The 25,342-nt window shown below is 41.8% G+C and carries 24 protein-coding genes; 13 read left to right on the forward strand and 11 right to left on the reverse strand.

The annotated features are described in order from the left end of the window. Nucleotides 1-166: 166 nt before the first annotated feature. Both CRO17_RS01615 and CRO17_RS01620 read left to right on the forward strand, forming a co-directional pair. Complete coding sequence (locus CRO17_RS01615) at nucleotides 167-445, forward strand: hypothetical protein (protein ID WP_097038633.1); 279 nt, start codon at nucleotides 167-169, stop codon at nucleotides 443-445. A gap of 174 nt (nucleotides 446-619) precedes the next feature. Then, the gene (locus CRO17_RS01620; protein ID WP_097038634.1) at nucleotides 620-1,681 is read left to right on the forward strand and encodes a hypothetical protein; all 1,062 of its coding nucleotides are present in this window, start codon (nucleotides 620-622) and stop codon (nucleotides 1,679-1,681) included. A 57-nt stretch (nucleotides 1,682-1,738) separates the two neighbouring features. Here CRO17_RS01620 and CRO17_RS01625 read toward each other — a convergent pair whose 3' ends face one another. From CRO17_RS01625 to CRO17_RS01640, 4 genes are read right to left on the reverse strand one after another with little or no spacing between them, the layout of a single operon-like run. Then, nucleotides 1,739-2,464, reverse strand: a complete 726-nt coding sequence (locus CRO17_RS01625) for a hypothetical protein (protein ID WP_097038636.1) — start codon at nucleotides 2,462-2,464, stop codon at nucleotides 1,739-1,741. A 3-nt stretch (nucleotides 2,465-2,467) separates the two neighbouring features. Next, complete coding sequence (locus CRO17_RS01630) at nucleotides 2,468-3,160, reverse strand: fluoroquinolone export ABC transporter permease subunit (protein ID WP_097038638.1); 693 nt, start codon at nucleotides 3,158-3,160, stop codon at nucleotides 2,468-2,470. Beyond that, nucleotides 3,157-4,011: an ABC transporter ATP-binding protein gene (locus CRO17_RS01635; RefSeq protein ID WP_097038640.1), complete on the reverse strand. Its 855-nt coding sequence runs from the start codon at nucleotides 4,009-4,011 to the stop codon at nucleotides 3,157-3,159. The genes CRO17_RS01630 and CRO17_RS01635 overlap by 4 nt, the downstream gene beginning before the upstream one ends. Nucleotide 4,012: 1 nt before the next feature. After that, complete coding sequence (locus CRO17_RS01640) at nucleotides 4,013-4,612, reverse strand: TetR/AcrR family transcriptional regulator (protein ID WP_097038642.1); 600 nt, start codon at nucleotides 4,610-4,612, stop codon at nucleotides 4,013-4,015. 464 nt (nucleotides 4,613-5,076) lie between these two features. Between CRO17_RS01640 and CRO17_RS01645 the strand changes: the two genes are divergently transcribed. Beyond that, a complete protein-coding gene (locus CRO17_RS01645) occupies nucleotides 5,077-5,709 on the forward strand; it encodes a DUF2306 domain-containing protein (protein ID WP_245864540.1) in 633 nt (210 codons plus the stop codon). A 51-nt stretch (nucleotides 5,710-5,760) separates the two neighbouring features. Beyond that, entirely contained in the window at nucleotides 5,761-6,624 is an 864-nt protein-coding gene (locus tag CRO17_RS01650) for an EamA family transporter (protein WP_097038644.1), read from the forward strand. 368 nt (nucleotides 6,625-6,992) lie between these two features. Here CRO17_RS01650 and CRO17_RS01655 read toward each other — a convergent pair whose 3' ends face one another. Continuing rightward, a complete protein-coding gene (locus tag CRO17_RS01655) occupies nucleotides 6,993-7,859 on the reverse strand; it encodes a helix-turn-helix transcriptional regulator (protein WP_097038646.1) in 867 nt (288 codons plus the stop codon). 138 nt (nucleotides 7,860-7,997) lie between these two features. On the opposite strand from CRO17_RS01655, the gene CRO17_RS01660 reads away from it, so the two are divergent. Beyond that, complete coding sequence (locus tag CRO17_RS01660) at nucleotides 7,998-9,953, forward strand: glycoside hydrolase family 127 protein (RefSeq protein ID WP_245864541.1); 1,956 nt, start codon at nucleotides 7,998-8,000, stop codon at nucleotides 9,951-9,953. A 33-nt stretch (nucleotides 9,954-9,986) separates the two neighbouring features. Here the strand turns inward: CRO17_RS01660 and CRO17_RS01665 are convergent, their stop codons facing one another. Both CRO17_RS01665 and CRO17_RS01670 read right to left on the reverse strand, forming a co-directional pair. Then, nucleotides 9,987-11,003: a quercetin 2,3-dioxygenase gene (locus CRO17_RS01665; protein WP_097038650.1), complete on the reverse strand. Its 1,017-nt coding sequence runs from the start codon at nucleotides 11,001-11,003 to the stop codon at nucleotides 9,987-9,989. A gap of 159 nt (nucleotides 11,004-11,162) precedes the next feature. Then, nucleotides 11,163-13,034 (reverse strand): DUF4084 domain-containing protein, encoded by a 1,872-nt coding sequence (locus CRO17_RS01670; RefSeq protein ID WP_179636772.1) that lies wholly within the window; start codon nucleotides 13,032-13,034, stop codon nucleotides 11,163-11,165. A 142-nt stretch (nucleotides 13,035-13,176) separates the two neighbouring features. On the opposite strand from CRO17_RS01670, the gene CRO17_RS01675 reads away from it, so the two are divergent. Both CRO17_RS01675 and nhaC read left to right on the forward strand, forming a co-directional pair. Further along, nucleotides 13,177-13,887: a DsbA family oxidoreductase gene (locus CRO17_RS01675; protein WP_097038654.1), complete on the forward strand. Its 711-nt coding sequence runs from the start codon at nucleotides 13,177-13,179 to the stop codon at nucleotides 13,885-13,887. Nucleotides 13,888-14,197: 310 nt separating this feature from the next. Beyond that, nucleotides 14,198-15,622: a Na+/H+ antiporter NhaC gene (gene nhaC / locus CRO17_RS01680; RefSeq protein ID WP_245864543.1), complete on the forward strand. Its 1,425-nt coding sequence runs from the start codon at nucleotides 14,198-14,200 to the stop codon at nucleotides 15,620-15,622. A 91-nt stretch (nucleotides 15,623-15,713) separates the two neighbouring features. On the opposite strand, the gene CRO17_RS01685 is transcribed toward nhaC, so the two are convergent. Continuing rightward, a complete protein-coding gene (locus tag CRO17_RS01685) occupies nucleotides 15,714-16,406 on the reverse strand; it encodes a DUF421 domain-containing protein (protein ID WP_097038658.1) in 693 nt (230 codons plus the stop codon). Between the two features lie 114 nt (nucleotides 16,407-16,520). Between CRO17_RS01685 and CRO17_RS01690 the strand changes: the two genes are divergently transcribed. The 6 genes from CRO17_RS01690 (at nucleotide 16,521) to CRO17_RS01715 (ending at nucleotide 22,296) form a co-directional block, all read left to right on the forward strand. Continuing rightward, nucleotides 16,521-17,081, forward strand: coding sequence for a DUF3267 domain-containing protein (locus CRO17_RS01690; RefSeq protein ID WP_097038660.1), 561 nt, complete (start codon nucleotides 16,521-16,523; stop codon nucleotides 17,079-17,081). Nucleotides 17,082-17,187: 106 nt separating this feature from the next. Then, nucleotides 17,188-18,225: a polysaccharide pyruvyl transferase family protein gene (locus tag CRO17_RS01695; protein WP_097038662.1), complete on the forward strand. Its 1,038-nt coding sequence runs from the start codon at nucleotides 17,188-17,190 to the stop codon at nucleotides 18,223-18,225. 157 nt (nucleotides 18,226-18,382) lie between these two features. Further along, nucleotides 18,383-19,798 (forward strand): YfcC family protein, encoded by a 1,416-nt coding sequence (locus CRO17_RS01700; RefSeq protein ID WP_097038663.1) that lies wholly within the window; start codon nucleotides 18,383-18,385, stop codon nucleotides 19,796-19,798. An 18-nt stretch (nucleotides 19,799-19,816) separates the two neighbouring features. Continuing rightward, complete coding sequence (locus CRO17_RS01705) at nucleotides 19,817-20,956, forward strand: M20 metallopeptidase family protein (RefSeq protein WP_097038665.1); 1,140 nt, start codon at nucleotides 19,817-19,819, stop codon at nucleotides 20,954-20,956. Nucleotides 20,957-21,084: 128 nt separating this feature from the next. After that, nucleotides 21,085-21,408 carry a nucleoside triphosphate pyrophosphohydrolase gene (locus CRO17_RS01710; RefSeq protein WP_097038667.1) on the forward strand — a complete coding sequence of 108 codons (324 nt, stop codon included), beginning with the start codon at nucleotides 21,085-21,087 and terminating at the stop codon, nucleotides 21,406-21,408. A 555-nt stretch (nucleotides 21,409-21,963) separates the two neighbouring features. Continuing rightward, nucleotides 21,964-22,296: a hypothetical protein gene (locus tag CRO17_RS01715; RefSeq protein ID WP_143595977.1), complete on the forward strand. Its 333-nt coding sequence runs from the start codon at nucleotides 21,964-21,966 to the stop codon at nucleotides 22,294-22,296. 189 nt (nucleotides 22,297-22,485) lie between these two features. Here CRO17_RS01715 and CRO17_RS01720 read toward each other — a convergent pair whose 3' ends face one another. From CRO17_RS01720 to CRO17_RS01730, 3 genes are all read right to left on the reverse strand, one after another. After that, the gene (locus tag CRO17_RS01720) at nucleotides 22,486-23,439 is read right to left on the reverse strand and encodes a S9 family peptidase (protein WP_097038671.1); all 954 of its coding nucleotides are present in this window, start codon (nucleotides 23,437-23,439) and stop codon (nucleotides 22,486-22,488) included. Nucleotides 23,440-23,647: 208 nt separating this feature from the next. Continuing rightward, nucleotides 23,648-24,319: a TolB family protein gene (locus CRO17_RS01725; RefSeq protein ID WP_097038673.1), complete on the reverse strand. Its 672-nt coding sequence runs from the start codon at nucleotides 24,317-24,319 to the stop codon at nucleotides 23,648-23,650. A 99-nt stretch (nucleotides 24,320-24,418) separates the two neighbouring features. Further along, nucleotides 24,419-25,321, reverse strand: coding sequence for an NAD(P)/FAD-dependent oxidoreductase (locus tag CRO17_RS01730; RefSeq protein WP_245864545.1), 903 nt, complete (start codon nucleotides 25,319-25,321; stop codon nucleotides 24,419-24,421). Between the last annotated feature and the right edge of the window lie 21 nt (nucleotides 25,322-25,342).

Here is a 25,342-nt window from a genome sequence, read left to right on the forward strand (position 1 = left end):
CATTTCCCCTGGCGTCAGCGTCAGGGGTCTTCTATCTGGGAAAATTAGATAAATTATACTTTTTATAATAAAATTTAGTAAAAGTGTAGTTATAATGAATTATATCTGGTAATATAGTGAAGTATTTTTACCTATTTTTTATACATATATACGAGGAGGAAGTCATATGGAACAACAACAACATACAGTGGTTGTAACTAGACCAGAAGGCAACGGGTTGGCAGTTACAGCTCTTGTTTTAGGACTTATCGCATTGGTTCTATGCTGGGTGCCGTTCATGCCATATCCACTAGCAATTCTAGCTATTATATTCGGGGCTATAGGGGCAAAGAAGAAAATCAAAAAAGGTCTTGGCATCACGGGAGTTGTTACTGGTATCATAACAATATTATTTAAAATAACTTTTTGGGTAGTGCTAATAAGTGCAGGCGCTAGTGCTGCATAATTCTTTTATAGAACTGTCATTCTTAACTTGAATGGCGGTTTTATTTTGGTTTTGGGGAGAAAGTACTTAATTAATGTCATATGACTCAAAAAAAAAGAAGCAGAAATAAATACTCCTTCCATATATCAAACAAATTAATTTAAGAGAGCTTATTGAGGAATAGGAGTTAGATAAATGAAGAAATTTGTTTTACCAATTTTATTATTAGCTGTTCTAGTAATTGCAGGTTGCAGCAGCAGTCAATCTAGCAGTGCAAAAACTGAGAAAGAAAGTTCTGTACAAAAAGAAGAAGATAAAGTCACGCCAATTACATATAAGCTGTTTTTTCCAAGTGAACAGCATTTTCAAGATTTTAAGCAGGCTGTAAAAGATGGGGACTTGGAGTTTGCTTTTATTCAGGCAGAACCTCAGCTTGATTATGCGTATTTCGGGAAGAAAACAATCTATCCAGAAGAGAAATTTGAAGTAAAGAGTCTTACAAAATATAAGTCTGATGTATACGACACAAATTATCCAATTGCAGTGGACGGTCAACATGATTTTTATTTTGATCGAAAGAGCACGGACGAACAATTCTATGAGGTTACGAAGGAAGAATTGAAGATTGCGGAGAAACTCGTCAAAATTCAGTCTCATGAACCTGTAGGTGCGCGTAATCCGGATAATATTGATGCTGATTTTGCATCAACAGAAGAGAACTTTGAAGGCTATGAAGGCGTATATGATATATACGGTAGTGTACTTTCAATGTATCATGGCGTATATGAAGGTTATTCGGGGGCGTACATGGATTTAGAAAATCGTATAGTACCAAGTGCTGGCGTCCACAACACGTTGAATATTGAACTTGCAGATAGTATTTATGATAAGCGTGAAAATATTGAAGGATTAGTCGTTATTAATAATACTGATGAGGAAGCGTTTGATAAGCTAGAGGTCATGGAAGCTATTGTAGGTCTCCAGGATCGGAAACAAGCATTAGAAGATGCAAGGAATAATGCTATTTATGAGCGAGATTCTTTTGAAAAGATCTATGATTTTTATAAAGCTCTTGCTGAGTACAAGGGAGAATCTAATGAATTTCAATATGAGAGACCTTTGGATACAGCTTACTTGAAAGAATATAAAGATGGTTACAATACTTACTTGGAGAAAGTAGAAAAAGAACAGAAGCGCCTAGAATCCCTTATAGATGAAGTGAAAAAGAGTAAATTCAGCTTTTTGTTAGAAGAATAAAGGATAAAGATATGTCGTTAAATGCACCTCGAATTGCGAGGTGCATTTCTTTTAGGATTAAGTCAATTGCTTGCGGAAGCGCTGATATAAGGTACCGGTGAGAAGTAAACAAACAACGAACCCTGTCATGCTGTAAAGCCAGTAAACTGTATCAAAATTACCTGTCCTCATATAAGCTTTTGTTACCCAAAAAGCAGGGAGAAAGCCGCTGATATACTGTAGCTGAGAAGGGACAAAATAGGCAATAACAGGTGCGATAACGGTGATGCCGGCCATTTTAGATAAAGCTAAGCCTTCTACTTTGTTCGCCGCAAATACACCTAAAAAAAGCGTGACGATTGGTGCCTGTAACGACGTAAGAATAACGATCGAGACTGCTGGCCAAAAACCAGGCTGTGCAATTCCGCTGCCTAAGAGAAGGAGGCTGCTGCAGCATAGCGTAATGCAAAACGGAATGCTGATGCGGTAAAGCAGATAGCCATTCCGTGTTAATGGTGTAATAGAGAAGTAGCTGATTAGCTCTTCATCCCGTTCATCCAGCAGCAGAAACCCGGTAAGCATTCCGATCATCAAAGGGCATAAGATAATCGCAAAACTCATGATTAAAATATCGTAATCATACAGGTCGATGTCAAACCGTTGCAGCATAATGCGCTGGATGGGCGGCAATACATAACGAATAAGCAGAGTAAGGATAATGGGAGACAGAATCGACATGATAAGCATCGGATCTCGCAAGATGTTTTTGGCGTCTCCCTGTAAGAGAAAAGCTATTTTCTTCATGTGTTAATCTCCTATCTTTAATACGATATGCTTTTTGAATGAGTGATACGCTATCCAATATGCCAGCCCGATACTAATTAGCAGTATGCAGGTGCTATATAGAAAACGAACATAATCGATGACATGGAACCCGCCATTTATTAATAGCAAGGAACCAGTTGTCGGCAGCAAGCAGAATAACCAATGCTCTGCCAAATTGACAGCAGGCAGTATCGGAAGGAAAAGCCACGTTGTATAGATGGTGGCTAGCAAAAAGAAATGGTTTAAAGATTGTGAGATTGCTGCAATAGCAATGCCGATAAGTGAGAATAACAGCGATGTCAGTATGACGCCAATCAGCATTATAAATGTCAGATTCGAAAACCCAAAAACGACTCCTTTTATTACGCAGCTGGATGCAATCGAAAGCAGGCATAACGAGCCTATCTTTGAACAAATATACCGGTGTATGGACAACGGTGTGATAAATAAGGGGTTAAATATGTGCTGGTCCTTCTCAAGCAGTAACAAACCGCCCATAAAGAAGAAACCTAAAGTAGATGGATCGGAAAAGATAATGAGAGATGCTATTTTTTCTAAATAGCGCTCGGGTAAGTAGACGAGCAAAAAAATATAAAAGCAGCTGATAAGTGTATAGGCAAGGTAGAAGCCATGTCGAAACTGAAACTTAATATCCTGCAAAAGTAAACCCTTCACACGAGCCGCCTCCCTGTTACTTTTGTAAAGATATCTTCCAAGCTAGCTTCTTGTGTGTGAATTGTCTCAATGCTTTTCGTTTCTAGCAATCTTTGAAAGGCGGCATTGCTATGCAGGTCGGTTAATGGGAAGTCAGTATCCTCGATACCATTATCCGTTCGGTATGTAATGTTCACGATCTTTTTACCGTGCTGGAGATTCAGGCGGTACGGGGAGTCAATTACCGGAATGGTACCGTCTACTACAAATGCTACACGGTCGCAAATAGCTTCTGCCAGCTGCATATTATGCGTGTTGATGACAATTGTTTTTCCTTTGCTTTTCTCTCGGAGGATAATATCCCTTACCGTCTTGGCATTCGTCGGGTCCAAACCAGAAGTTGGTTCATCAAGGAAGAGAATATCCGGATCATGCAGCAACGCTCTGCAAAAATTGAGGCGCATTTTCATTCCTTTAGAAAACTCACTTACCCGCTTGCTGCGATGCGCTTCCAGACCGAGTTCTTCTAGTAATGGAGTAGGGTCCGGAGCGGAAGCAGAATAGAGACTTGAGAAAAAACGTAAGTTCTCCTCAGCAGTGAATTTGCTGTAAAAGTTAGGTTGTTCAAAAGCAACACCGATTCGCTCGTAAAAGGATTTGTCTTCTGTTTTCATTTCATTGCCAAATAAACGTACAGAACCGGCATAGTTTTTTGCGACTCCAATTAGAATCTTTAAGGTCGTGCTTTTTCCTGCGCCTGAGGGACCTAGAAATCCGAATATCTCTCCATCTCCAACCTCAAATGAGATGCCTTTCAGCGTATCAGCTGCTGCTCGTGGGTAACGGTAGGTAAGTTTATCCGCTATAATCATATTAGCCTCCTTGAATTAAACCATCAGCAATCATTTCAGCATGAAGTGCAATCGTCTCTTCAAAAATATCCTCACCTATCGTTTGTTGGTGGAGGAAAGATAAGATAAAGGAACGAATAATGCCGCTGATGATCCTAGGGTCTTTCTTTATCATGATATTCTGTTGCTGTAAGTGTTCAATCATCGGTCTCAGACTCTCTGTATCCACCTTTATATGTTTCTCCATACGTTCTGGCGGTAGTTTGTTTAAGAGATACTGCATATGCTCTTTATCAAACAGGCTGCGGATAATTGGATTTTGCTGAATCAATTCCAGGCTTTTTAAAAGGAACTTTTTAAATAAGTGTTTTGTCATTGGTTCTTCTTGCAGAAGGTGAAATAGTTCTTCTTTTATTCGCCCTTCCTCCACCTCAACCAGTTCGAAAAATAATTCTTCTTTAGATGAGAAATAGGCATAAAAGGAACCTTGTGCGATGCCTACTGCTTTGGTAAGTTCCGCAATGCTTGTCTTTTTAAGCCCGTAAACCCTGAATAACTCGCGCGCTGACAGAAGCAGACGCTTCTTAATGAGAAGATGTTTTGGACTCTGCGAGTGGTTCATTTCTAAGATACTTCTCCTCCTTTGAATAAATGAATATTTTTATTTTTTATTCATTTTACTGCTTATGGTTAATATTGTAAATGTTATTTCATTAAAAGGCATAAAAAAACAGCAGGCAAAGTTAGCGCTTTGCCTGCTGCTTTACTTTAATCAGGCTGCAATCGCATTCCAATAGGAGGTTGATTCATGTCCTAAAGCATACACAGATAAGCCGGCAATATCGTATTGATTGGTTAGGTCACTTTTTTGTGTTAAAGAATTGGTATCTTCATACCAAATGACGTGTTCTGCGTTTCATCATCTGTATAGGTGAAATATGCGGATGCTGTTTGTTCATCGGATACAGGATCAGATTTCTCGGCTTCCATGATAGAATGGATAGCATCCCATTCGATTAATTTATTTTGTTCTGGATTGGATAGATTCCAATTCTTGTAGATAAAGATTTAATAAAGGAGGTCAGTATGTCCACAAAGAACTTATACAAATTGCTGCTCTTATTTATTGGCACTTATATTCTCTATACCTTTGCAGATAATTACATTCTGGATCATCGCGCTTCCTTTTTTCTCGAACAGAAGTTAGATTTACGTGATTCTTTCCGCTTGCCTATTTGGCTTGATGTAATGTATATCCATGTGTTTGTCGCTTGTCTGGCAACATGGAGCGGTGCAGTGAATTTCTCCAGAGGTCTGGCATGGCATCAACGTAAATTTCACCGTATCAATGGTTATGTGTACGCTATTTCTGTCTTGCTTGTATCGTTAACATCAGGTTACTTGGCTCCTTATGCAACAGGCGGCAAGCTGGTTAGTATCCCGTTCAATATGGTAAATCTTTTTTGGCCAATTATGGTTATTGCTGCGATAGTCCACGCCAGAAAAGGGAGGCTGGAGAAACATCAAAACTGGATGATTCGAAGTTATTTGTTTTGTTTTACGAATCTCTTTATTCATCTGATTTCTGATGTATTGTATAAATTAGGTATGGATTATACGCTAAGTTATACAATTGGGGTTTACGGCTCTGTTGTGTTGAATTTAATGATAGCTGAAGGCATTATCTTCTATTTACGGACAAGAAATAAAGAGACTTAATGTGTCTTTGGTTACGGGTAAAGGTGGAAAGGAAAGGAAGGAGGAACACAAATGGCCGCTAGACTGGCTCCGTTATTTGTTTTGTTTGCTGCGATGCTGTGGGGAACAACCGGAACGGCTCAAACTTTTGCGCCAGCTGCTGCCCACCCCATTGCAGTCGGTGCCGCGAGACTGGCGATAGGCGGTATATGTCTGCTGGCGGTTTTACTGATATTTGGCCAGTTTAATCGTACAGGCTGGCCTGTCGGTCTGACGCTGCTTGCTGCTTTTTGCATGGCATGTTATCAGCCGCTGTTCTTTTCTGCGGTGCAGCAGACAGGTGTAGCGGTAGGTACGGTGATTGGTATTGGCAGCGCGCCGATTTTGTCTGGATTTTTAGAAGCGGTATTCTTAAAGAAGCGCCCTGCACTTGTATGGTGGGCAGCTACCTTATTGTCCATCTTTGGTTGTTTGCTGCTGTTTTTGACTGGTGATGCTGTAACGATACAACCATTGGGCATTGTGCTGGCGCTGGGGGCAGGTTTAGCATTTGCGGGTTATACCCTGCTGAGCAGCAAAATTGTACAAAATAAAAGCTCGCTTGAAGCAACCGCTGTAATCTTTATTCTTGGAGGGATTTTTCTCGTTCCGTTTCTATTCTTCTTTGATATGAGTTGGATCCTGCAAACTAGCGGAATAGTCGTGAGTTTGCATTTAGGACTCATCACAACAGCAATTGCATACTTCTTGTTTTCAAACGGACTCAAGAAGGTGCCGGCATCTTCTGCTGTTACCCTTTCATTAGCTGAACCGCTTACTGCTGCTGTGCTAGGTGTGGTGCTAGTTGGCGAGGAATTAACTATTGTCTCTTGGGCGGGGATTGCGCTTCTTTTAGCCGGCATTATCTTGATCGCTTTTTCATCCCGAAAGAGTTAGGTTTATACCACTAGAATGAGAGAGTCCAAACGGAGCAGAAAATGACTTTCGTTTGGACTTCTATTTAATTGCAAACGATTTGTCTTACCTTTATAAGTTACAATAACTATCATAAATGTAAAAATAATCAATAAACGAACTGCGAGATTTATCGAATCTACAAGAAATTTACGAAAATAAGAAAGTAGAGATTTACTCGGTTTGTTACGAAGACGGACTTCAATTACATAGAAACAGATTTTGGTCCAGTATACCAACTGATGTGCAAGTAGCGAAAGAAGATAAAATTATTACATTATCTACAAGTAATGAGTTGCTTGACGCGGAAGATGGCAGATTCGTTGTGCATGGGATGCTGATGCAAACCCTTACTTTTGCATGTTCTTTCGATAGTCGCTCGGTGCCATGCCGTACGCCTGTTTAAAGCAGGTCGAGAAATATCCTTGTCTCGAAAAGCCAACTTCCTCGGCAACCTTCTGCAACGGCCAATCTGTTTTCAGCAAAAGCAAGCGTGCTTGATGCATTCGGTAAGCTGCTAAGTAGGTGAGCGGCGTACAATGAAATGCTTGCTTCATGCATCTTGCTAAATAATTTTCATGTACATGGAAGTGGGAAGCGAGCGTCGTATTCGTGATGTGCTCCATATAATGCTGCTTTATATACATCTCCACACGTTCCGCCAGCTGCAAGGAAGCCTGTTGTGGTAGTGGCGAATAGGAGAGATGCTGTAACACTTGCAGAAACAGCTGCTGTGTTTCCCAAAAGGCAAAGGATCGCGCTTGGGTCGTTGATTGTAACAAGCGCTGAATGGTTTGATACAGTTCTTTTGGATGGGAAATATGCTGCTGTTTTGGTAAATGAATGGTCGTATTGCTCGTGTGATACTGAAGCGATGAATTATGCTGATCTGTATGGATTGGTTCACACAATTCTTGTTCCCGCCATGTGGCAGGAGTTTGCATGTGCAGCCAATAAAACGTGGTATCTTCTTCACATGCAGCAGTAGGGTAATGAAACTTTGCTGGCTCCAGGATGAGTGCTTCCCCGGCGCCTATCTGCCAGCACGCTGTCTCTTCTCCAATATATAGCGTGCCTTCTTTTATGACTAGCACATCAAAGAAACCGAGCTGTTTCCGAGCGGGATGCCGTTGTCCTTTGCGGAAAATAGTCAGATTTCCTTCTAAAAAATAAGGAAGGGGAGGCGTAAGCATAGATAAGAAGGAAGTACTTTTCATAACAGCGCCACCTTTTGGTTGAAATAGTGAAAATACAGGTTGAATTCTGTAGTATATAGCTTTTATTTTAGATGATAAGCTAACTTTTGAAAACGCTTAAATAATAGTGATGAGTGATTTTGAAGGGGGATGCCAATCTTGAGTGAACCGATACAGGCAGGTGTGGAAAAGTCGAACAACGTAACGGTGACAGATGTTTTTTGGCAAACGTATAAGCGAATCGTGGCCGAGCAGGTCATTCCGTATCAATGGAAAGCATTGAATGATGCATTGCCGGATACTGTTCCGAGTCATGCAATCGAGAATTTCCGGATTGCGGCTGGAGAGGCAGAAGGAGAATTTTTTGGAGCGGTATTTCAGGATAGTGATGTAGCGAAATGGCTGGAGACAGTTGCGTACAGCTTGCGAAGCTTTCCGGATGCAGAGCTGGAGAAGACAGCCGATGATGTAATTGCTTTACTGGGAAGAGCGCAGGCTGAAGATGGTTATCTGAATACGTATTATATGCTTGTCGAACCAGATTACCGGTGGTCTAACTTGCGTGATAACCATGAGTTGTATTGCGCGGGTCACTTGATTGAGGCAGCCGTTGCTTATTATCAAACAACTGGCAAGCGTGCCTTTTTAGATGTGATGGAAAAGAACGTGCAGCTCATTCAGCAAGTATTCGGAAATGAAGACAACAAGCTGCAAGGCTATCCAGGGCATCCAGAATTGGAGCTGGCGCTGCTTCGGCTATATGATGTTACGGGTAAGCAGGAGCATCTTGATTTAGCAGTTTACTTTATTGAGCAGAGAGGACAGCAGCCGCATTACTTTGATATCGAAAAGGAAAAGCGGCAAACGTTAAATCGGCCCAAAACATGGAATGATGAACATACGAATTTCGGTCTGGGGTATGCCTATATGCAGGCGCATAAGCCGGTCCGGGAACAGGAAGAAGCTGTCGGTCATGTTGTGCGGGCGATGTATTTATATACAGCAATGGCTGATTTAGCCCAACGAACAGAGGATAAACAGCTGCAGAAAATCTGTGACAAGCTGTGGGAGGATGTTACAAGGCGGAAGCTGTACATTACGGCTGGACTTGGATCGGCTGTGAATGGAGAAGCATTTACAAATGCATATGATCTGCCTAATGACAGCATGTACTGCGAAACATGCGCATCGATTGGTCTTGTTTTCTGGGCGAAGAAAATGCTGGAGCTTTCGCCAGACCGCAAGTATGCCGATGTACTGGAGCGAGCGATATATAATGGAACCATCAGCGGCATGGACTTGGACGGGAAGCGCTTTTTCTACGTGAATCCATTGGAAGTAAATATGTATCAGGCAGGGCGTAAAGATCAGGAGCATGTAAAGCAAGAGCGACAGAAATGGTATGCATGCGCTTGCTGTCCGCCGAATTTAGCACGAATGATTGCATCTATTGAAGATTATGCTTACACAACGACCGGGGACACACTTTATACCCATCTGTATATGGCAGGAAGTGTAAAAGCAAACATTGGGAAAGTGCCGGTAAAGCTGACGCAGACACATCAGTATCCGTGGGATGGCAAGATAACCATTACTGTAGAAACAGAAGGAGTCTTTAATCTGGCGTTTCGTATTCCAGAGTGGAGCCGCGAAGCAGCTGCTTCTGTGAATGATGAAGCGATTTATGTCAATGACTTGCAAAATGGATACCTGGTGTTGAATCGAGCATGGAAAGCAGGGGATCAGATTGAATTGCTGTTTCCGATGCCTGTAGAACGAGTTTATAGCAATCCAAAAGCAGGGATGAATCAAGGGCAGGTGGCACTGCAGCGCGGTCCGGTTGTGTATTGTTTAGAAGAAACAGACAATGGAGCAAATCTGGCTGGCATTCGTCTCCCGCGCCAAGCTGCTTTCCAGACAATATACGACAGAGACTTCCTGAACGGCGTTGTTACACTAGAAGCAGAAGCGCTTCGTATTACGGGGACGGAGAACCTTTATCAGACGGATGTACCTAAGACAACGCCAAGAACTATCCGAGCTATTCCGTATTTTGCTTGGGGCAATCGAGGACTTGGTGAGATGCGAATATGGGTGCATGAGGGTGTGGAATAATGAAAAATGCTGTCCATCGCGGACAGCATTTTGTTATCTCTGAGGAAATTTTAGATCCAGTTCACTGATGTTTTCCAACACACGCTGAAATGAGAACGCACTGGGCTGTTTAGGCAGTTCACTATATTCGTATGGTTCTCCAAGAAGGCGGAAGAATTGCTCAAATAAACCAGACGCAAGAAATCCGATGAACTTTGTGTAAGGACTGTCCAGCTTGAAAGAATGCTCTGTGTTAGCTGGGACGTGAAGAAAGTCGCCCTTCTCCAAATGAAATTCTTCATCGCCTGCCCACATTGTCATCCGCCCTTCGAGACAGAGAAAGCATTCGGTGTGCTTTTCGTGGTAATGCGGAGGAATGGCCTCGCCAGCGTACCCTTCTGTTGTCAGAGCAAGAAACTGTTCGTCAGTAGTTGCTTGTGTCGCAAGAAATGTGAACAGCTGATCAGCAGCTAGCATACCTTCTCCAGCGCCGGCTTCGATTACATAAGGAGTAGTGGTATCCGGCAAGCCTCCGGGCTCTTGCAGCAGAATAGCTTGCGGTCCTTGTGAAGTTTCGTTGACAATACGGATATCAAAATTATCTAGCTTGTCTAATTCCTGCTCTGTAATAGTAGGAGCAGCAGTTCCAATTAAAGGTTCCATGTAAGCATGTGTTTCCCCAAGTTCACGATATAGGTCTGCATTAAGCCCTCCGGTGGTGAAGGAGTAGAACTTAGTTCGATTTCTTAATAGAACATACTGGTGTACTGTGCCTGCAGGGAGATGGGCATAATCACCTGAAGCAAGCATATGCTTTTTGTTATTAATTGTTAGTTCGAGTAATCCATCCGTTACATATATTGCCTCATGCTGCGTGTTATGCAGGTGGAGAGGTGATCCTTCGCCCTTACTGCCTGTAATCTGCACCAGTCCGAAAAGGTTTCCCGTACTTTTGGCGTCAGCGAGAATTTTAATAACTTGTTTGTTAATTATGTGACGTTCCCCATTGCTATCGTGTAATAAATAGGCTTGTTTTTGATTTGGAACAGCCTGCTTTTGTATCGTAGTCATTATACTTCCTCCAGTCGCTAGCAATTTCACCTTAGGGGATTAGTATAAGAAATACCCCTTTTTCTAACAAGAGGATAAAGTTGTGCTTCAATACGGTGACTCCCCGTACAAGTAATGATGTAAGACGAAAAAAGACCTGTATCCTTTGATACAGGCTGATTAACTGTTATAAAATTTATAGCTGCCTTTACCGTTTAGCTTCACTTCATACATCGCCTGATCTGCACTGTTCATTAACTCACTTATCGTCAAACCGTCTTGCGGATGTATCGCTACGCCAATACTTGGCATGTTATAGAGAATATGTCCGTCCACGATGTGTTTCTCTCGAAGTGCTGCTAATATATCCGCTGCCATGTTGTCCGCTTCTTCCGGTGATTTTAGCGGCTGCAGCAAAATAGTGAATTCATCACCGCCATTACGGGCAACGATGTCACTTTCCCGGACGCATGCTTTTAATCTGTCTGCAACGGACATGAGCAGCTTGTCTCCAATCCTATGTCCTGCTGTATCGTTCACTTTTTTGAAATCATCCAAATCCAAAAACATGAGTGCGAAAGACTGGGCTTGATCTGTAATTGCTTTTTTTAATGATGCTTCGAAAAGAGAGCGATTTGCCAGCCCGGTTAAGGGGTCATGGTAGGCAAGATAATGTATCTTTTCTTCATTTTGCTTATTGAGGGTAATATCTTTACCGATTCCGAATATACCGACAAGTTTGTTTCTGACCAGGATGGGGATATTGGTCATACTGATGTAATGGTAACTGCCCGATTTACTGTGCACCCCAAATTCATAGGATAATGGTACGCCTTCCTTCATCTGTGCAATATGTTTTCTAACTGTCGTTTTATGTGCAGGTTCTGCAAATGTATCGCTTGTTGCCCCAATCAATTCCTCCTGAGAATATCCTAGTAAATCTACCCCGGCTTCATTCGTATCCTCAATACGGCCATTTAAATCAAGCGAAAAAACAGAATCAGGATGATGTTTAAATAAGGACTTGTACCGTTGTTCATTCGTTTCAATTGCTTCCGCTTTTACGGATATCTCTTGAACGAGTTTCTGGTTTTCTCTAATAATGATAAGCTGGCGGCTAATTACTAATAAGATAGAGAGCCCAGATCCAACTGTGATAGCGTCGAATTTAGAAGAATGCTGCATCATAAAAGCAAAAAGGATTGTAACACTTATATAAGGATATAATAAGTGCGACCAATTTTTCTGTGTAATATAATTTTCAGTTTTAGAATGGTGTTGAAGCGTGTTTTGTCTGTGCAGAAGACCTGCATAGCCAATAAGCAAGTTGGCTAGCATAATCAATGGATCAATCCAGTTTCCGGAATAATAACTATCATTGGAAACGAGATATAAGTAAAGAGTGTCACTAATAACTTGAATCTGTAACCCAACAAAGATGATAGTTATTACATGTCTGGATCCGATTTGCTGAGGGCTGTAAAACAAAACAAACGCACCAAACAAAAGAGCCAAATCTCCTACAGGATAAATAAGAGAAACACCGAGAGCCAAAGAAGATACATCACCAGTTGTAAGCATAGGCACAATTAAAAAGTGCCAACTAAAGGTTGAGGCCACAGTTAAAATGATTAATACGTCAAACAAGAAAGATGTAGAATGGTTATTCTTTCTATCAATCATAATTTTATAAAAAAAAGCAGCTAAATATAACAGATATTGAAGTATATAGAAAATATCTGGCAAACCAGGAACGGGAATTGCTTTTCCTAATATATTCTCGATAATCATCCATACAAACTCTGCTAGAAAGGCACAATACATAGCTGCTGTTAGAAGCAGCCAAAACAACCGCAACGTTTTATCGGTTTCTGATAGTGCAGTTTTCTGCAGCCAGAAAGCCGCAACAAAGCAGGCGATTAGGCAAAGCAGGTTGCCACCCCACGTCAGCCACACATCATGATGCTGGAATAATGTAATCCACGTATAATAGACAAGCATATAACTAAAGATGAAGACGAACGGAAGTTGTTTATAACTAGGGTGAAGCATCTGCGTTACTCCTTCAATTAAACTGTTTTCTGTAATCATACCCAGTTTTACCAGTGTTCGTAAAGATAAAAACGTGAGCAATTATTTTTGTGTAGTTTTACCGCTATGCTAAGATTATTTTATTGTGAAAAGGGGTGTCCGAATGAAAATAGAAGTATGGTCAGATTTTGTCTGTCCTTTTTGTTATATAGGGAAACAAAAACTTGAGCTTGCGCTGGATAAATTCGAGCATAAAGGTCAAGTGGAAGTAGTATTTAAAGCCTTTGAGCTGGATCCGAATGCTGGTGTCTACAATGGAAAGAGCATTCATGAGGCGCTCGCGGAGAAATACGGCATGACAATTGAACAGGCTAAAAGGAACAATGAACAAATTGGAGAGCATGCTGCCGAGGTGGGCCTAACATTTAATTTTGAAGAAATGAAGCCAACGAATACACTCCAAGCCCACCGCTTGGCAAAGTTTGCCGAAACACAAGGGAAAGAAAAAGACATTACAGATAATTTGCTTTATGCGTATTTTACGGAATCGAAGAATCTTAGTGAGAAAGAAACGCTTCTTGCTATCGCGGAAGCTTCTGGATTAGACCGAGATGCTGCTGCGGAAGTGCTCGACAATGAGTCACGTCACTTAGACGAAGTACGAGCAGATGAAAGATTGGCGCAGCAATATGGGATATCTGGTGTACCTTTCTTCATCTTTAATGACAAATACACCATCTCTGGTGCGCAGCCGATGGAAACATTTATTGGTGCGATTAATCAAGTATGGAAAGAAGAGAACGAACAGCCAAAATTCCAAAACTTTGGATCCGCTGATACCGGTGTATGCAAAGATGATAACTGTTCTATATAAGAAAGTGCCCTGCAGCAGCCGCTCCAGGGCATTTTTCATTTCCAAAAAAGGTGAACATGCCTCCTATAGGGATGATAGTGTACTATAACGGCGAATATCTAAGAATGACATAGATTACATAACAACCTGGAGGGATTAGTCAACATAATCCCGTTTATACCAGTATTATGGCATTTTCCATTAAAATCAAAGTCCTGTAACATTTTAAGAGTAAGTTTGAGAAATGACTGAGCGGGAATATGAGCATAGTTGTGCTTAGAAAATAAGCTCGTTCAGTAAAAAAAAAACACAATCTCAAGGGAGTGGTTTGTTGGAAACCGATATTAGAAAACCGTCGTTTCTGTACGCAATGATGATGATTTTATCTGTTGTAGCAGTAGTATCCGCAGGAATTTTGGCTTTTGATGCACCGATTCAAATACTGATGTTCATCAGCATGCTGGTCATTATCCCATACATGCTAAAACTTGGATTTACGTATAAACAAATCGAAAAATCCATGGCAAAAGCAATGGGAAGAGCATTGATGCCCGGTGTTATTCTTTTGACCGTCGGCATTTTAATCGGTGCATGGATCGCCTCCGGGACTGTGCCAACATTGATCTATTACGGTGTACAGGCAATTACACCGCAGTTTTTCTTAGTAACAACACTATTGTTCTGTTCGCTTGTCTCTGTCTCTACAGGTACTAGCTGGGGAACGGTAGGTACAGCGGGTGTTGCGATGATGGGTGTCGGTGCGGCGCTTGGTATTCCGGTAGGACTGACAGGCGGAGCAATTGTCAGCGGAGCTTTCTTCGGTGATAAAATGTCTCCTTTATCTGATACAACAAATTTAGCTCCTGCTGTAACAGGCGGGGATTTATTCAAGCATATCAAGCACTTGCTATGGACGACTGTACCATCTTACCTCATTACAGCTGGTATCTTCTTGTTTATCGGCTTGCGTTATAACGGAGCAGGAGCGGACTCAGCGAGTGTTAATCAGCTGACAGCTTATTTGGCTGAGCACTTCCACTTAGGTCTCGTGCCATTGCTTCCGATTGTCGTGCTAATTACTTTGCTAATAATGAAAAAGCCAGCTATTCCATCTATCTTTGCTGGGGCAGCAGTTGGCGGTTTGATTGCAGTCTTCTATCAAGGATTTGGTTTTGCTGAGACACTTACAACGTTTTATAGCGGGTATGCGGTAGAATCAGGCATTCCAGTTGTCGATACGCTTCTGATGCGCGGCGGATTGACCAGTATGCTGGAATTGATTGCACTCTTCCTATTCGCACTTGGATTAGGTGGTCTGTTAGCAGATGCTGGTGTACTGGAAGCATTGATTGCATCATTTGCTTCTAAGATTAAACATACTGGTGTTCTGACAGTTGTAACACTAGCGGTAAGTTATTTGACGCTCATTTTGGGTGGTACCGTGTATTTCTCTACTGTAATGGGCGGAACGCTAATGCGTCCGATATTCGAACGACTGGATTTGGAGCCGGAAAACTTGTCACGTATACTGGAAGATACCGGAACGCTTAGTTCACCATTAGTACCTTGGACTGGCGGAGGAATTTACGCTGCTGGTGCACTTGGTATCACAACAGTCACATACTTGCCATTCTGTTTCCTCGCTTTCATAACACCAATGTTCACCTTAATGTATGGTATAACAGGCTGGACAATGAAAAAGAAGAAAGATGCAGTAAAACAAAAGAAACCGAAGATGAAAATTGCAGAAGCATAATATGTAAGGGAGAGCACTACCTTGACAGGGTAATGCTCATTTTTATGTGCTTGAGAAATAAGAGGAGGAAATCGCTTATCTTTTGTGTAATTTAATGCTTTACAGGTGGAATTCTCCGGGTGTGCTCCTTCAGGCTTACATGCACTTCCAGGTCAGAAGAAATGGATGCATAAAAAACTTGGTTCAATCCGATGATTCCTCTGTCTGCCAGCTGGGTGCGAAGCCAAATCTCATCCAATTGAAGGTAATCGAGGACTTCTTGTTCAATCTTTCCTTCTACAATAGCAGAATACGTCATTATTGGGTTGCGCTGCTTCTCATTGGAGACTTTTAGGACACTGATGGTCCCATTCGGCTCGACAATGGCGAGCTGCACGTCGCTAATATCGAAGACATCTTTTTGGCGGAGCATGAATAAAACGTTATCAATAGAGTATTGGATTTTCTTCATATTTTCATAAATAAAAACCCCATCTTCTATTACAACCGTAGGGTTAAAGGTGAGCAATCGTCCGACTGTGCGATTGGAGATCTTCCACTTGCCAATCGCCTTTTGGAAAATACCAATGGCTGCTATAGCTACCGCTGTAGGCAGATGGTGAATCGCAGGATCTGCAATATCAGCACCGACAACCGCGCCTAATATAACGACAATCAGGAAATCAAATACAGGCATTTCTCCAATTGCGCGTTTTCCCATATACAAGGTCACGAAAAGCATTAACGGAATAATAGTGGCTATCCGGACAAGGACAATTATATTATCGTGTATATAATCTGGCATCATGCAGCTCCTTTCATCTAACAGCATCTCCAGTCAGCCCTGATTTCAAAACGAGACTATAAATATAAATGGAATAAAAGGAACTGTATGTAATAGAAAGAAGAGGTGATATGTATGCACAAGCAAGAAATATTATTCGATATGCACAAACTCCAGAAACAAGCAGCATACCTGACGTTTGGATTGATGGCAGCAGCCAGTTTTGTTTATTTTATGATTCATGGAATGGAGATTTATATAACGTTAACTGGATGTACTGTATTCTTGCTGCTTACTGGCCTGGGGATTATCCTGCATGAGTTTCTGCACGGTATCGGATTCATCTGTTTTGGTAAGGTCCGGCTGAACGAGGTGAAATACGGTATTCTGTGGAAGCAAGGGGTTGCTTATGCACACTGCCAAGTACCGATTAAATTGCGCGCGTATCGTATCGCGCTGCTGCTGCCGGTAATGCTGACAGGACTAATTCCGCTTCTGATAGCCTATATAATTGGGAATGGCATGCTGCTCACTGTTTCGGTCATCTTAACAGCTGGCGGTATAGGAGATTGGCTTGTATTCCGCAGCTTAATGAAATACGACGCCAATCAGCAGGTATTGGACCACCCGACCAAGGTGGGGTACTTTATTTATACAAATACATCGAAATCGGAAGAGAAAGAGAAAACAACATAACCTTTTACATATACAATGGTAAAAATTGAAACTCCTATTTGGCATAAAATCTTTTGATTTGGGGAATGGAGTAATAACAAAAGAAGTTGCTAGGAGGGTATAAGTTATGACTATACAACCAATTGATATAAATAATTTGACCAAAGGCATCGGGCCGAATGTTTCCCCAGAGGCATTCACAAATGATAAACGCAAGATATTCTTGTTCGGTTCACCAAGCTATACAAATATAGGAGACCAAGCAATTGCATACAGCATTGAACAGTTCATCACAAGCCGTTTCCCTTATTATGAATACATTGAAATCATGGACTATGCGACAGATGAGGGAATTGAATTTGTTAAGAAGATCATTCATGAAGATGATATTGTGATGTTTACTGGCGGAGGGAATCTTGGAAGTCTGTACTTGGATATAGAAGAAGATCGCCGCAAAGTCTTCGCTGCATTCAAGGATTATAAATCCATTTCCATGCCGCAGTCTGTATTCTTCGAGAATAACGAGCATGGCGAGCAGGAGAAGAAGAAAACGCAGGATGCGTATCATCAAAATAAAAATCTGACGATTGCGGCCAGAGAGAATCAAACGCTCGATATTGTCAGACAGACATTTGATTCAAATGTGATTTATACACCGGATATGGTTATGTCTCTCGATTATGTACCTCGTCAAAAAGAACGCGAAGGCGTTATGTTCTTCCTTCGAGCGGATAAAGAAAAGGTGATGGAGGAAGACTTTGTTGCCGAGTTAATGGAGTGGACGAAGAAATACGGCTCTGTAGATCGCGCAGATACCGTTTTAGATGAGAAAGTCGTGCCAACAATTGATTACGCAGATCGTGAAAAGCATTTCCTTGAAATGCTGGATCTTATTAGTTCTAAGAAGCTGATTGTCACGGATCGCCTGCATGCCATGATTTTCTCTATTCTCACAAAAACTCCTTGCTTGGTCTTCGGCAACAGCTACGGAAAAGCGAAGCACTCTTATCAAGACTGGCTAAGTTCCATTCGATTTGTTGAATATACAGATTCAAAAGATGTAGAGCTGCTAGAACAGTTAGCAGACAAATTAATGCAGGAAGAACCAAATGAAGTAGATCTGCGTAAAGACTATCAGCCATTAGTTGATTTCTTCCGCAGCTGAAAGGAAAGCTAGAATCTTAGGATTCTAGCTTTTTCGTATGTGTTCACGTAATTAATCCAAAAGAATATGAATATAAGGTTGTATTATTATGAGTGTAGTTGTATATTTATTAAACAATATACAAACATGATTCATTCTAACAAGGGAGTACAACCAGATGAACAGTTTACAAGAATTGCAGCAGCAGCCTGCTCAAAAAAAGAAACCAAAACAATTTAATGTCTACGTGATGATTTTTGCATTCATCATTGTATCTGCATTATTAACTTATATCATACCAGGCGGAGCTTACGACCGTGTGGATCAGGATGGCCGCAGTGTTATCCTGCCGGAAACATTCCATTATATCGATGGAGAGAATGTTGGTTTGCTGGGGATATTCAATAGTATTCATGCCGGTATGGTAAACGGTGCGAATATTATCTTTTTCGTCCTTATTGTTGGCGGTGCGTTTGGTATTTTTACCGCAACAGGAGCTTTAGATGCTTTCATTCATATGCTCTCCAGAAAAATGGCGAAGAAAGAGATGCTTTTGATTCCTGTTTTGATGCTGTTCTTTGCAGCGGCAGGAGCTTTAATGGGGATGTCAGATGAAACAATTGTGTATGTTGCCATTCTGGCACCGATGACAATTGCACTGGGATTTGATGCATTAACAGGGTTTGCAATTGTTGTACTTGGAGCTGGCGTTGGCTTTACAGCTGCTGTCATGAATCCATTTACAGTCGGAATTGCTCAAGGTATTTCGGAATTGCCAACATTCTCGGGCATCGGCTTTCGAATTGTTATTTTTGTCATCTTATATCTGGCAGCCGTATTTTATGTGATGCGTCATGCTAGGAAGGTGAAAAAGAATCCGGAACTTGGTGTATACGGGAAATTCGGGAGAAAAGCAAATGCTTCTGCATTAAAAAATACTAGCAAAATGACTACTCGTCATAAACTCGTGTTAGCAGCATTCTTGGTCAACTATGTAGTATTGATTATCGGCGTGTTGAAATATGGCTGGTATATTACCGAAATTGCTGGGTTGTTCCTATTGTTCGGCGTGTTCATGGGTATTCTTGGAGGTATTTCACCTTCAGGTATTGCAGATAACTTTATTCTCGGTGCGAAGGATCTGCTTGGCGGAGCCTTAATCATTGGATTTGCACAGGCAATTCTCGTTATCTTCAATACATCCGGTATGATGGATACATTCTTGTATCATGCTGCCAATGCACTGGGAACAATTCCGGCCGCTTTATCTGCTGCAGGCATGCTGTTTTTGCAGATGGGAATCAATTTCTTTGTACCATCTGGAAGCGGACAAGCAGCACTCACCATGCCTTTAATGGCGCCGTTATCTGATATGATCGGCGTAACAAGACAAACAGCAGTATTGGCTTATCAATTTGGTGATGGAATCTCAAATATGATCTTGCCAACTGGTAATATCATTGCACTGCTGGCGATTGCCGGCATTGGTTATGGCAGATGGGTGAAGTGGTTTTTACCGTTTTTCTTTATTCAAATAGGTATTGCTCTTATCGCTTTGATTGTGGCACAAGCAATCCAATACGGACCGTTTTAATAGAAGGAGTCAATTGTTATGGTATCTGAAAGATTAATCGAACAGGCGATTCAGGATCGCCGTCATTTTCACCAATATCCAGAGCTTTCTGGAGAAGAATATGAGACAGGAGAGTATGTCCAAGCTAGACTTGAAAAGCTTGGCATTGAGATACTGGATTATCAGCCGCCAAGCGTGGTTGGATACGTAAAAGGCACAAAGGGAGATAAAACTATTGCGCTTCGTGCGGATATGGATGCCCTCCCGATTGTCGAGGAAGGCGGCAAACCTTATATTTCTAAACATCATGGTATTTCTCATATGTGCGGCCATGATGGACATACAGCTATTCTGCTGGCAGTAGCAGAGTGGATTACGCTGCATCGCGAGAAAGTAGAGCATAATATTGTATTGCTGTTCCAATCTTCTGAAGAGGCTTCCCCAAGCGGGGCCGATAAACTGATTGGAGAAGGTGTACTGGAAGGTGTGGACAGTATCTATGGTATCCATGTTGATGCCGGTTTGGCGAAAGGTCAATTTGGTACGCGTCCTGGTGCGATGATGGCTTCTGTAGACGACTTTGAGATTAAAATTCAAGGTTCCGGCGGCCATGCGTCAACACCGCATTTGACGATAGACCCAATCTATATTGCAACACATGTTATCCAAGCTTTGCAAAGCATCATCAGCCGTAAGCTCAATCCAATGGGAGCGAGCGTCATCTCTGTCGGAAAAATAGAAGCAGGCAACACATACAACGTGATCCCGGACTCAGCTAAAATCATCGGGACGATGCGCTCCTTTTCTACAGAAGCGGTGCAAACAATCCAAGAGCAGATTACCAAGCTGACGAAAGGCATCTGTGAATCATTCGGCGCCACAGCAGAAGTTGACTTCATCGTTGGTACACCACCGCTCATCAATGACGAACAAGAAGCAGCATTTGCAGAAAAAGTACTGCAAGATACATTTGGTGCAGAACGATACGAAGAGCTCGAGCCGGTAATGGGATCGGAAGATTTTTCTTATTACTTACAGAAAATCCCGGGGGTATTCATCAAGGTCGGTATGCAAGGAGAGAAAAGTCAATATCCGCACCATCATCCGAAATTTGATATAGATGAAGATGTGTTTGGCGATGCAATTGAGGTATTTTTAAAACTGATTCAACAGAGCTGACAAAATAAGCTAGAGAGGGAGTTCTCCTTTCTGGCTTTTTGATATTTGCTAGCTTTAAAGTATAGTTATAATAGAGAAAAGAAGTCGTGCAAACCAGATAAACAACCTTAAATAGGAGGTCTCAGCTCATGCCTATCTATAACAAATTAGTCCGTGATCATATCCCTCAGATCATAGAACAAGCTGGCAAGGTTCCCAAGGTGAAAATACTTGATCAGGCAAGTTACACAGAAGAACTGAAATTAAAACTTCTCGAGGAAGCAAATGAACTACGAACTGCAGAAGAAAAAACAGAAATAGTAGAAGAAGCGGCAGATTTAGTAGAAGTAGTATATATGATGCTGGAGAACCAGGGTATTACGCATGAAGAGGTAGAGCAAGTGCGCCAGCAGAAGAAGCTGGAACGAGGCGGGTTTAAGGAAAGGCTGTTTTTAGTGGAGGTGCATGATTGAGTCATAAGTTGAGCGTCGGAGAACTTCAGGAAGGTTATTTTTTAACGGATGAAAACATATGACGCATATTCACAACCTTGCTATCATCAAAAGTATAGCAAGAAGGAACTCACCGTCCATTTGAAAGATTACTAATGAGCAGCACAGCAAGCTTTATAAAAACGGCTTTGGTTCATTTTGGTACCGAAGAAACCAGGTTCTTTTATGTGAACCTGGTTTTCTTTAGTCAGGTACAACCACCGCTTCATCTAATCTCTTCAGCTTTACCTCAGCTTTGCCTCAAAACCTCAGCAAATAGTTCATCCATACTTACCGGCGTGTTGGTAAAGGTGTAAGTTTATATCGCTTGGAAGTTTATTAACTTGGTTCGGTTGCACATACATAAAAAATAGGCAATTTGTTTTCTCTTGGGGAAACCACTAGTGCAGATGTTAGTCAAATATACCCCCTTTATTAATTGAGGATCTAAGGAAAAAGGCTTGCGGTAAATATTGATAAACCTTAACATAGTAAAAGTGTGAAATTATTACATAATTAGTTATTGGAGAGATTGCAATGAAGAGAACTTTAATGGGCATGCTTCTTTTAATCGTCATCGTTTTAGCAGCATGTGGAAAACCGAATATTGAAGGAACATGGAAAGGTGAAGATCCATATGGTGACGCTATCACTTTTATGTTTTTTGATGATGGAACAGCAACTGTGATAGATAATTATGATGATGAAATGAATATGGAATACAGCATTAATGATGAAGGAAATGAACTTACACTTACCTACCAAGGAGAAGGCGCATCTCTGGGATTTGAGCAAAAAAGCAAGGATGTAATTAGATTAACCAATCCTGAGGATGCTGATGATGATCCAATTACGCTAACGAAACAATAAGAAAAAGCTGACCGGATGGTCAGCTTTTTTTATGCGGTTTAAGCACCGTTTAACCCCTTGCGTGGGGGACATAAACGTAAAAGCTAGTTTTATATGAACAGAAGATCATAGGCACAAACATTTTAACAGACGTGATGTTTTCGATCTTTATAAAGGTAAGCCATAGCTATCTATCACGTGCTGAGGTCTTCAAACGTATTGTTTCATCCATGAAGTGACCTGTTCCAGCAGATCAACTCTGTAAGAAGGCTTGCCGCTTTTCAGCAAGGTGTGATTAGATGCTGGATAATGGATTAGTTTTGTTGTTTTGTTCCAGCGCTTCAATGCGGTGTAGAGCTCATCTGCTTGGCTGACAGGGCAGCGTAAGTCTGCTACTCCGTGGATGAGGAGCAGCGGTGTTTCCACGTCTTGTACGTGTGCGATGGGAGAGCGCTCCCATAGTCTGTCAGTGTTCTCCCAGATGTTGCCGCCAACCATTCCTTCTGTGTATGCAATGCCGATATCACTTGTGTTGTAAAAGGAGACCCAGTTAGAGATACAGCGCTGTGATACAGCGGCTTTGAATTTATTTGTTTGACCGATAATCCAATTGGTCATTAGTCCGCCGTAACTTCCGCCTGTAGCACCGAGACGGGATGAATCTGCGAATGGATAAGTGTTAAGGGCATGCGCAAGTCCAGTCATGATATCGCGGTAATCGCCATTTCCGAAGTCGCCGCGGCAAGCTTGCGTTACGGATTGGCCATAGCCGACACTGCCTCTTGGATTAAGGAAAAGTACTGCATAACCTTGTGCAGTGAGAGATTGCATTTCATAACTGTACATATTGGTGTAAGCAGAGTGCGGTCCGCCATGAATTTGCAGAATGAGCGGGACTTTTCCAAGCGTGATCTCAGCTGGCGGCATTATCCATCCCTGCAGCTTAGTGCCATCAAAGGAGGTGAACCAAAATTCTTCTGGGATGCTTTGCCATGTAGTTTCATGAAATGCGGTATGGCAATTTGTAAGCTGTTCTTCTGTCATCGTTTCCAAGTCCAGTCGATAAATCTCACTAAGGCTGGTCGGTGTGAGCGCTGCATAAATAAGATAACGTCCATCTGCACTTATTACTGCGTCATAAATATCTTTCTCTCCTGGTGTCACTTGAAGCGGCGCATCCCCAGCAAAGCGGTAGATATGTACTTGGCCCAGTTTGGTAACAAGTGTATAAATGGCCTTGCTGACAGGGTGAACAAGCGGAGCTGTATAATCATCTGAAAACTTTGCGTCGTTGAGAGAAGCACTTCCTACATGAATATCTTCTGTATGATGTAATACTGGAATACCATTTGTTCCGAGACGGTAAAGCCGATCAGAGTACCGCTTCCGAATGCTTGATCATTTGCAATGAGCATAAAGGTTTGTTCGTCAGCATTGTAAGTGAACTTTTTAATCGACAAGCTCGAATCTGACTGTTTTGTAATAGTACGATCTTGAATTGCAACGGTATAAACATCTTGTATCTGCTTTTCCTGACGATGCTGTTATCTGCCAAACGGAACAAAAATAGATGGTTGTAAGCACCAGAGTAAGAACCTGTGCCTTCTTGTTTAAAATAGACTTGTTCATACACATGTCCACGCTGGTCGGTGTTCAGCTGCTTCTTATGATCGGCATGAATAGATGCAGTAAATAACAAATGTGAACCATCGGGTGACCACTGATAGGATAGAATGGATGCCGGGTAATCAACTAACTGTGCCGCGTTTCCCTGCACATCCAGCATCCAGATGGCTTTTTTCTCTTTTCCGCGCAGGAAGGTGAGGCTGCCTTCAGGTGACCAAGATGGTAGTGAATCAAAGCCTTCACCAGGTATTGTTTCGCTGATGGAATTGCTGATTGTTTTGATAGCTGTGTGATAGCTGTTTGTTTCTCTATCGATACTGCGATCCACATAGGCGATTGTACTGTCAGAATGAACAGTTAAACCGGATAGCCAATGGTGATCGAGCAAATCTTCCGGGATGAAATAACGCTTTGCCATTGTTGAAACGCCTCCCTGTCTATTTATCATTAATTGTATCGAAATAAAGGGAGATGGGACAATATAAACTCCTATGGCAAAGAGTATTCAGCTAGTATTCTAGCTGAATGCTTCCATCGTTAAATCACTGTTCACTCCTACTGCGGCGAGGGATCCGTTTGCCGCAGCGAGGATGAGCTGAGAAGGGCCCGCAATAGTAGAATCGCCTGCAGCATAAACACCAGGAATAGAAGTTCTGCCTAAATTATCGATTTTAATTCCGCCTTTATCGTCCGTATCATAACCAAGCGAAGAGGCGAAATTATGCGGCTGTGAGAGTTCTGTTATTACAAATCCTCCAGTGCGCTCCAATTCTTTTCCGTTTTCCAAGATAACCTTTTTTAATATCCCAACAGATCCCGCCAGTTTAGCTATCTTTTCTTCTACGACGCGAATGTCATGTTTTTGAAGCATTGCTTTTTCTTCATCGGGAATAATGGCCAGCCCATTTGTACAAACAATTAAATCCTTACTCCATTGCGAGATTATCTTTGCCATGTGTGTGCTATGTTTGTGTTCTGCGATTAACACCAACGGTTGATCACGTAGTTCCCAGCCATCGCAATAAGGACAGCTGAACAGACTCTTCCCATACATATCGTAAATGCCTGGTACATTCGGTAAATTCTCCTTTAGTCCTGTTGCGAGGATGACTTTTTTGGCGGAAAATGTGTCACCGCACTGTGTTTGGAGCTGATATGCGGATTCACTGTTTTTTTCAATCGACACAACCTCCATATTATGAATGGTAATAGAAGGGTACTTACGCAAGTCATTGTGTGCCAAGCTGCGAAACTCACTTGGAGAAACTCCATCTCTCGTAATAAAACCATGTGATTCGTGCGTCACAGCATTTCTCGGCTTGCCATGATCAAATAACACAATATTTCTTCTGGCTCTCCCTAAAACAAGTGCAGCATTTAATCCAGCTGGACCTCCGCCTATAATGGCACAATCTAACATGTTCATGCCTCCCGTGGATAT

This window comes from Terribacillus aidingensis, assembly GCF_900215625.1.
Taxonomy (GTDB): Bacteria; Bacillota; Bacilli; order Bacillales; family Amphibacillaceae; genus Terribacillus; species Terribacillus aidingensis.

What these genes read in the sequence shown, in the direction of transcription:
- CRO17_RS01725 (WP_097038673.1), bottom strand. Translation starts at nt 24,319, where the DNA reads ATGGCAAAGCGTTATTTCATCCCGGAAGATTTGCTCGATCACCATTGG.
- CRO17_RS01695 (WP_097038662.1), top strand. Translation starts at nt 17,188, where the DNA reads ATGACTATACAACCAATTGATATAAATAATTTGACCAAAGGCATCGGG.
- CRO17_RS01700 (WP_097038663.1), top strand. Translation starts at nt 18,383, where the DNA reads ATGAACAGTTTACAAGAATTGCAGCAGCAGCCTGCTCAAAAAAAGAAA.
- CRO17_RS01635 (WP_097038640.1), bottom strand. Translation starts at nt 4,011, where the DNA reads ATGATTATAGCGGATAAACTTACCTACCGTTACCCACGAGCAGCAGCT.
- CRO17_RS01705 (WP_097038665.1), top strand. Translation starts at nt 19,817, where the DNA reads ATGGTATCTGAAAGATTAATCGAACAGGCGATTCAGGATCGCCGTCAT.
- CRO17_RS01615 (WP_097038633.1), top strand. Translation starts at nt 167, where the DNA reads ATGGAACAACAACAACATACAGTGGTTGTAACTAGACCAGAAGGCAAC.
- CRO17_RS01625 (WP_097038636.1), bottom strand. Translation starts at nt 2,464, where the DNA reads ATGAAGAAAATAGCTTTTCTCTTACAGGGAGACGCCAAAAACATCTTG.
- CRO17_RS01620 (WP_097038634.1), top strand. Translation starts at nt 620, where the DNA reads ATGAAGAAATTTGTTTTACCAATTTTATTATTAGCTGTTCTAGTAATT.
- CRO17_RS01685 (WP_097038658.1), bottom strand. Translation starts at nt 16,406, where the DNA reads ATGCCAGATTATATACACGATAATATAATTGTCCTTGTCCGGATAGCC.
- CRO17_RS01730 (WP_245864545.1), bottom strand. Translation starts at nt 25,321, where the DNA reads ATGTTAGATTGTGCCATTATAGGCGGAGGTCCAGCTGGATTAAATGCT.
- CRO17_RS01640 (WP_097038642.1), bottom strand. Translation starts at nt 4,612, where the DNA reads ATGAACCACTCGCAGAGTCCAAAACATCTTCTCATTAAGAAGCGTCTG.
- CRO17_RS01655 (WP_097038646.1), bottom strand. Translation starts at nt 7,859, where the DNA reads ATGAAAAGTACTTCCTTCTTATCTATGCTTACGCCTCCCCTTCCTTAT.
- CRO17_RS01690 (WP_097038660.1), top strand. Translation starts at nt 16,521, where the DNA reads ATGCACAAGCAAGAAATATTATTCGATATGCACAAACTCCAGAAACAA.
- CRO17_RS01675 (WP_097038654.1), top strand. Translation starts at nt 13,177, where the DNA reads ATGAAAATAGAAGTATGGTCAGATTTTGTCTGTCCTTTTTGTTATATA.
- CRO17_RS01710 (WP_097038667.1), top strand. Translation starts at nt 21,085, where the DNA reads ATGCCTATCTATAACAAATTAGTCCGTGATCATATCCCTCAGATCATA.
- CRO17_RS01670 (WP_179636772.1), bottom strand. Translation starts at nt 13,034, where the DNA reads ATGCTTCACCCTAGTTATAAACAACTTCCGTTCGTCTTCATCTTTAGT.
- CRO17_RS01715 (WP_143595977.1), top strand. Translation starts at nt 21,964, where the DNA reads ATGAAGAGAACTTTAATGGGCATGCTTCTTTTAATCGTCATCGTTTTA.
- CRO17_RS01665 (WP_097038650.1), bottom strand. Translation starts at nt 11,003, where the DNA reads ATGACTACGATACAAAAGCAGGCTGTTCCAAATCAAAAACAAGCCTAT.
- CRO17_RS01650 (WP_097038644.1), top strand. Translation starts at nt 5,761, where the DNA reads ATGGCCGCTAGACTGGCTCCGTTATTTGTTTTGTTTGCTGCGATGCTG.
- CRO17_RS01645 (WP_245864540.1), top strand. Translation starts at nt 5,077, where the DNA reads ATGTCCACAAAGAACTTATACAAATTGCTGCTCTTATTTATTGGCACT.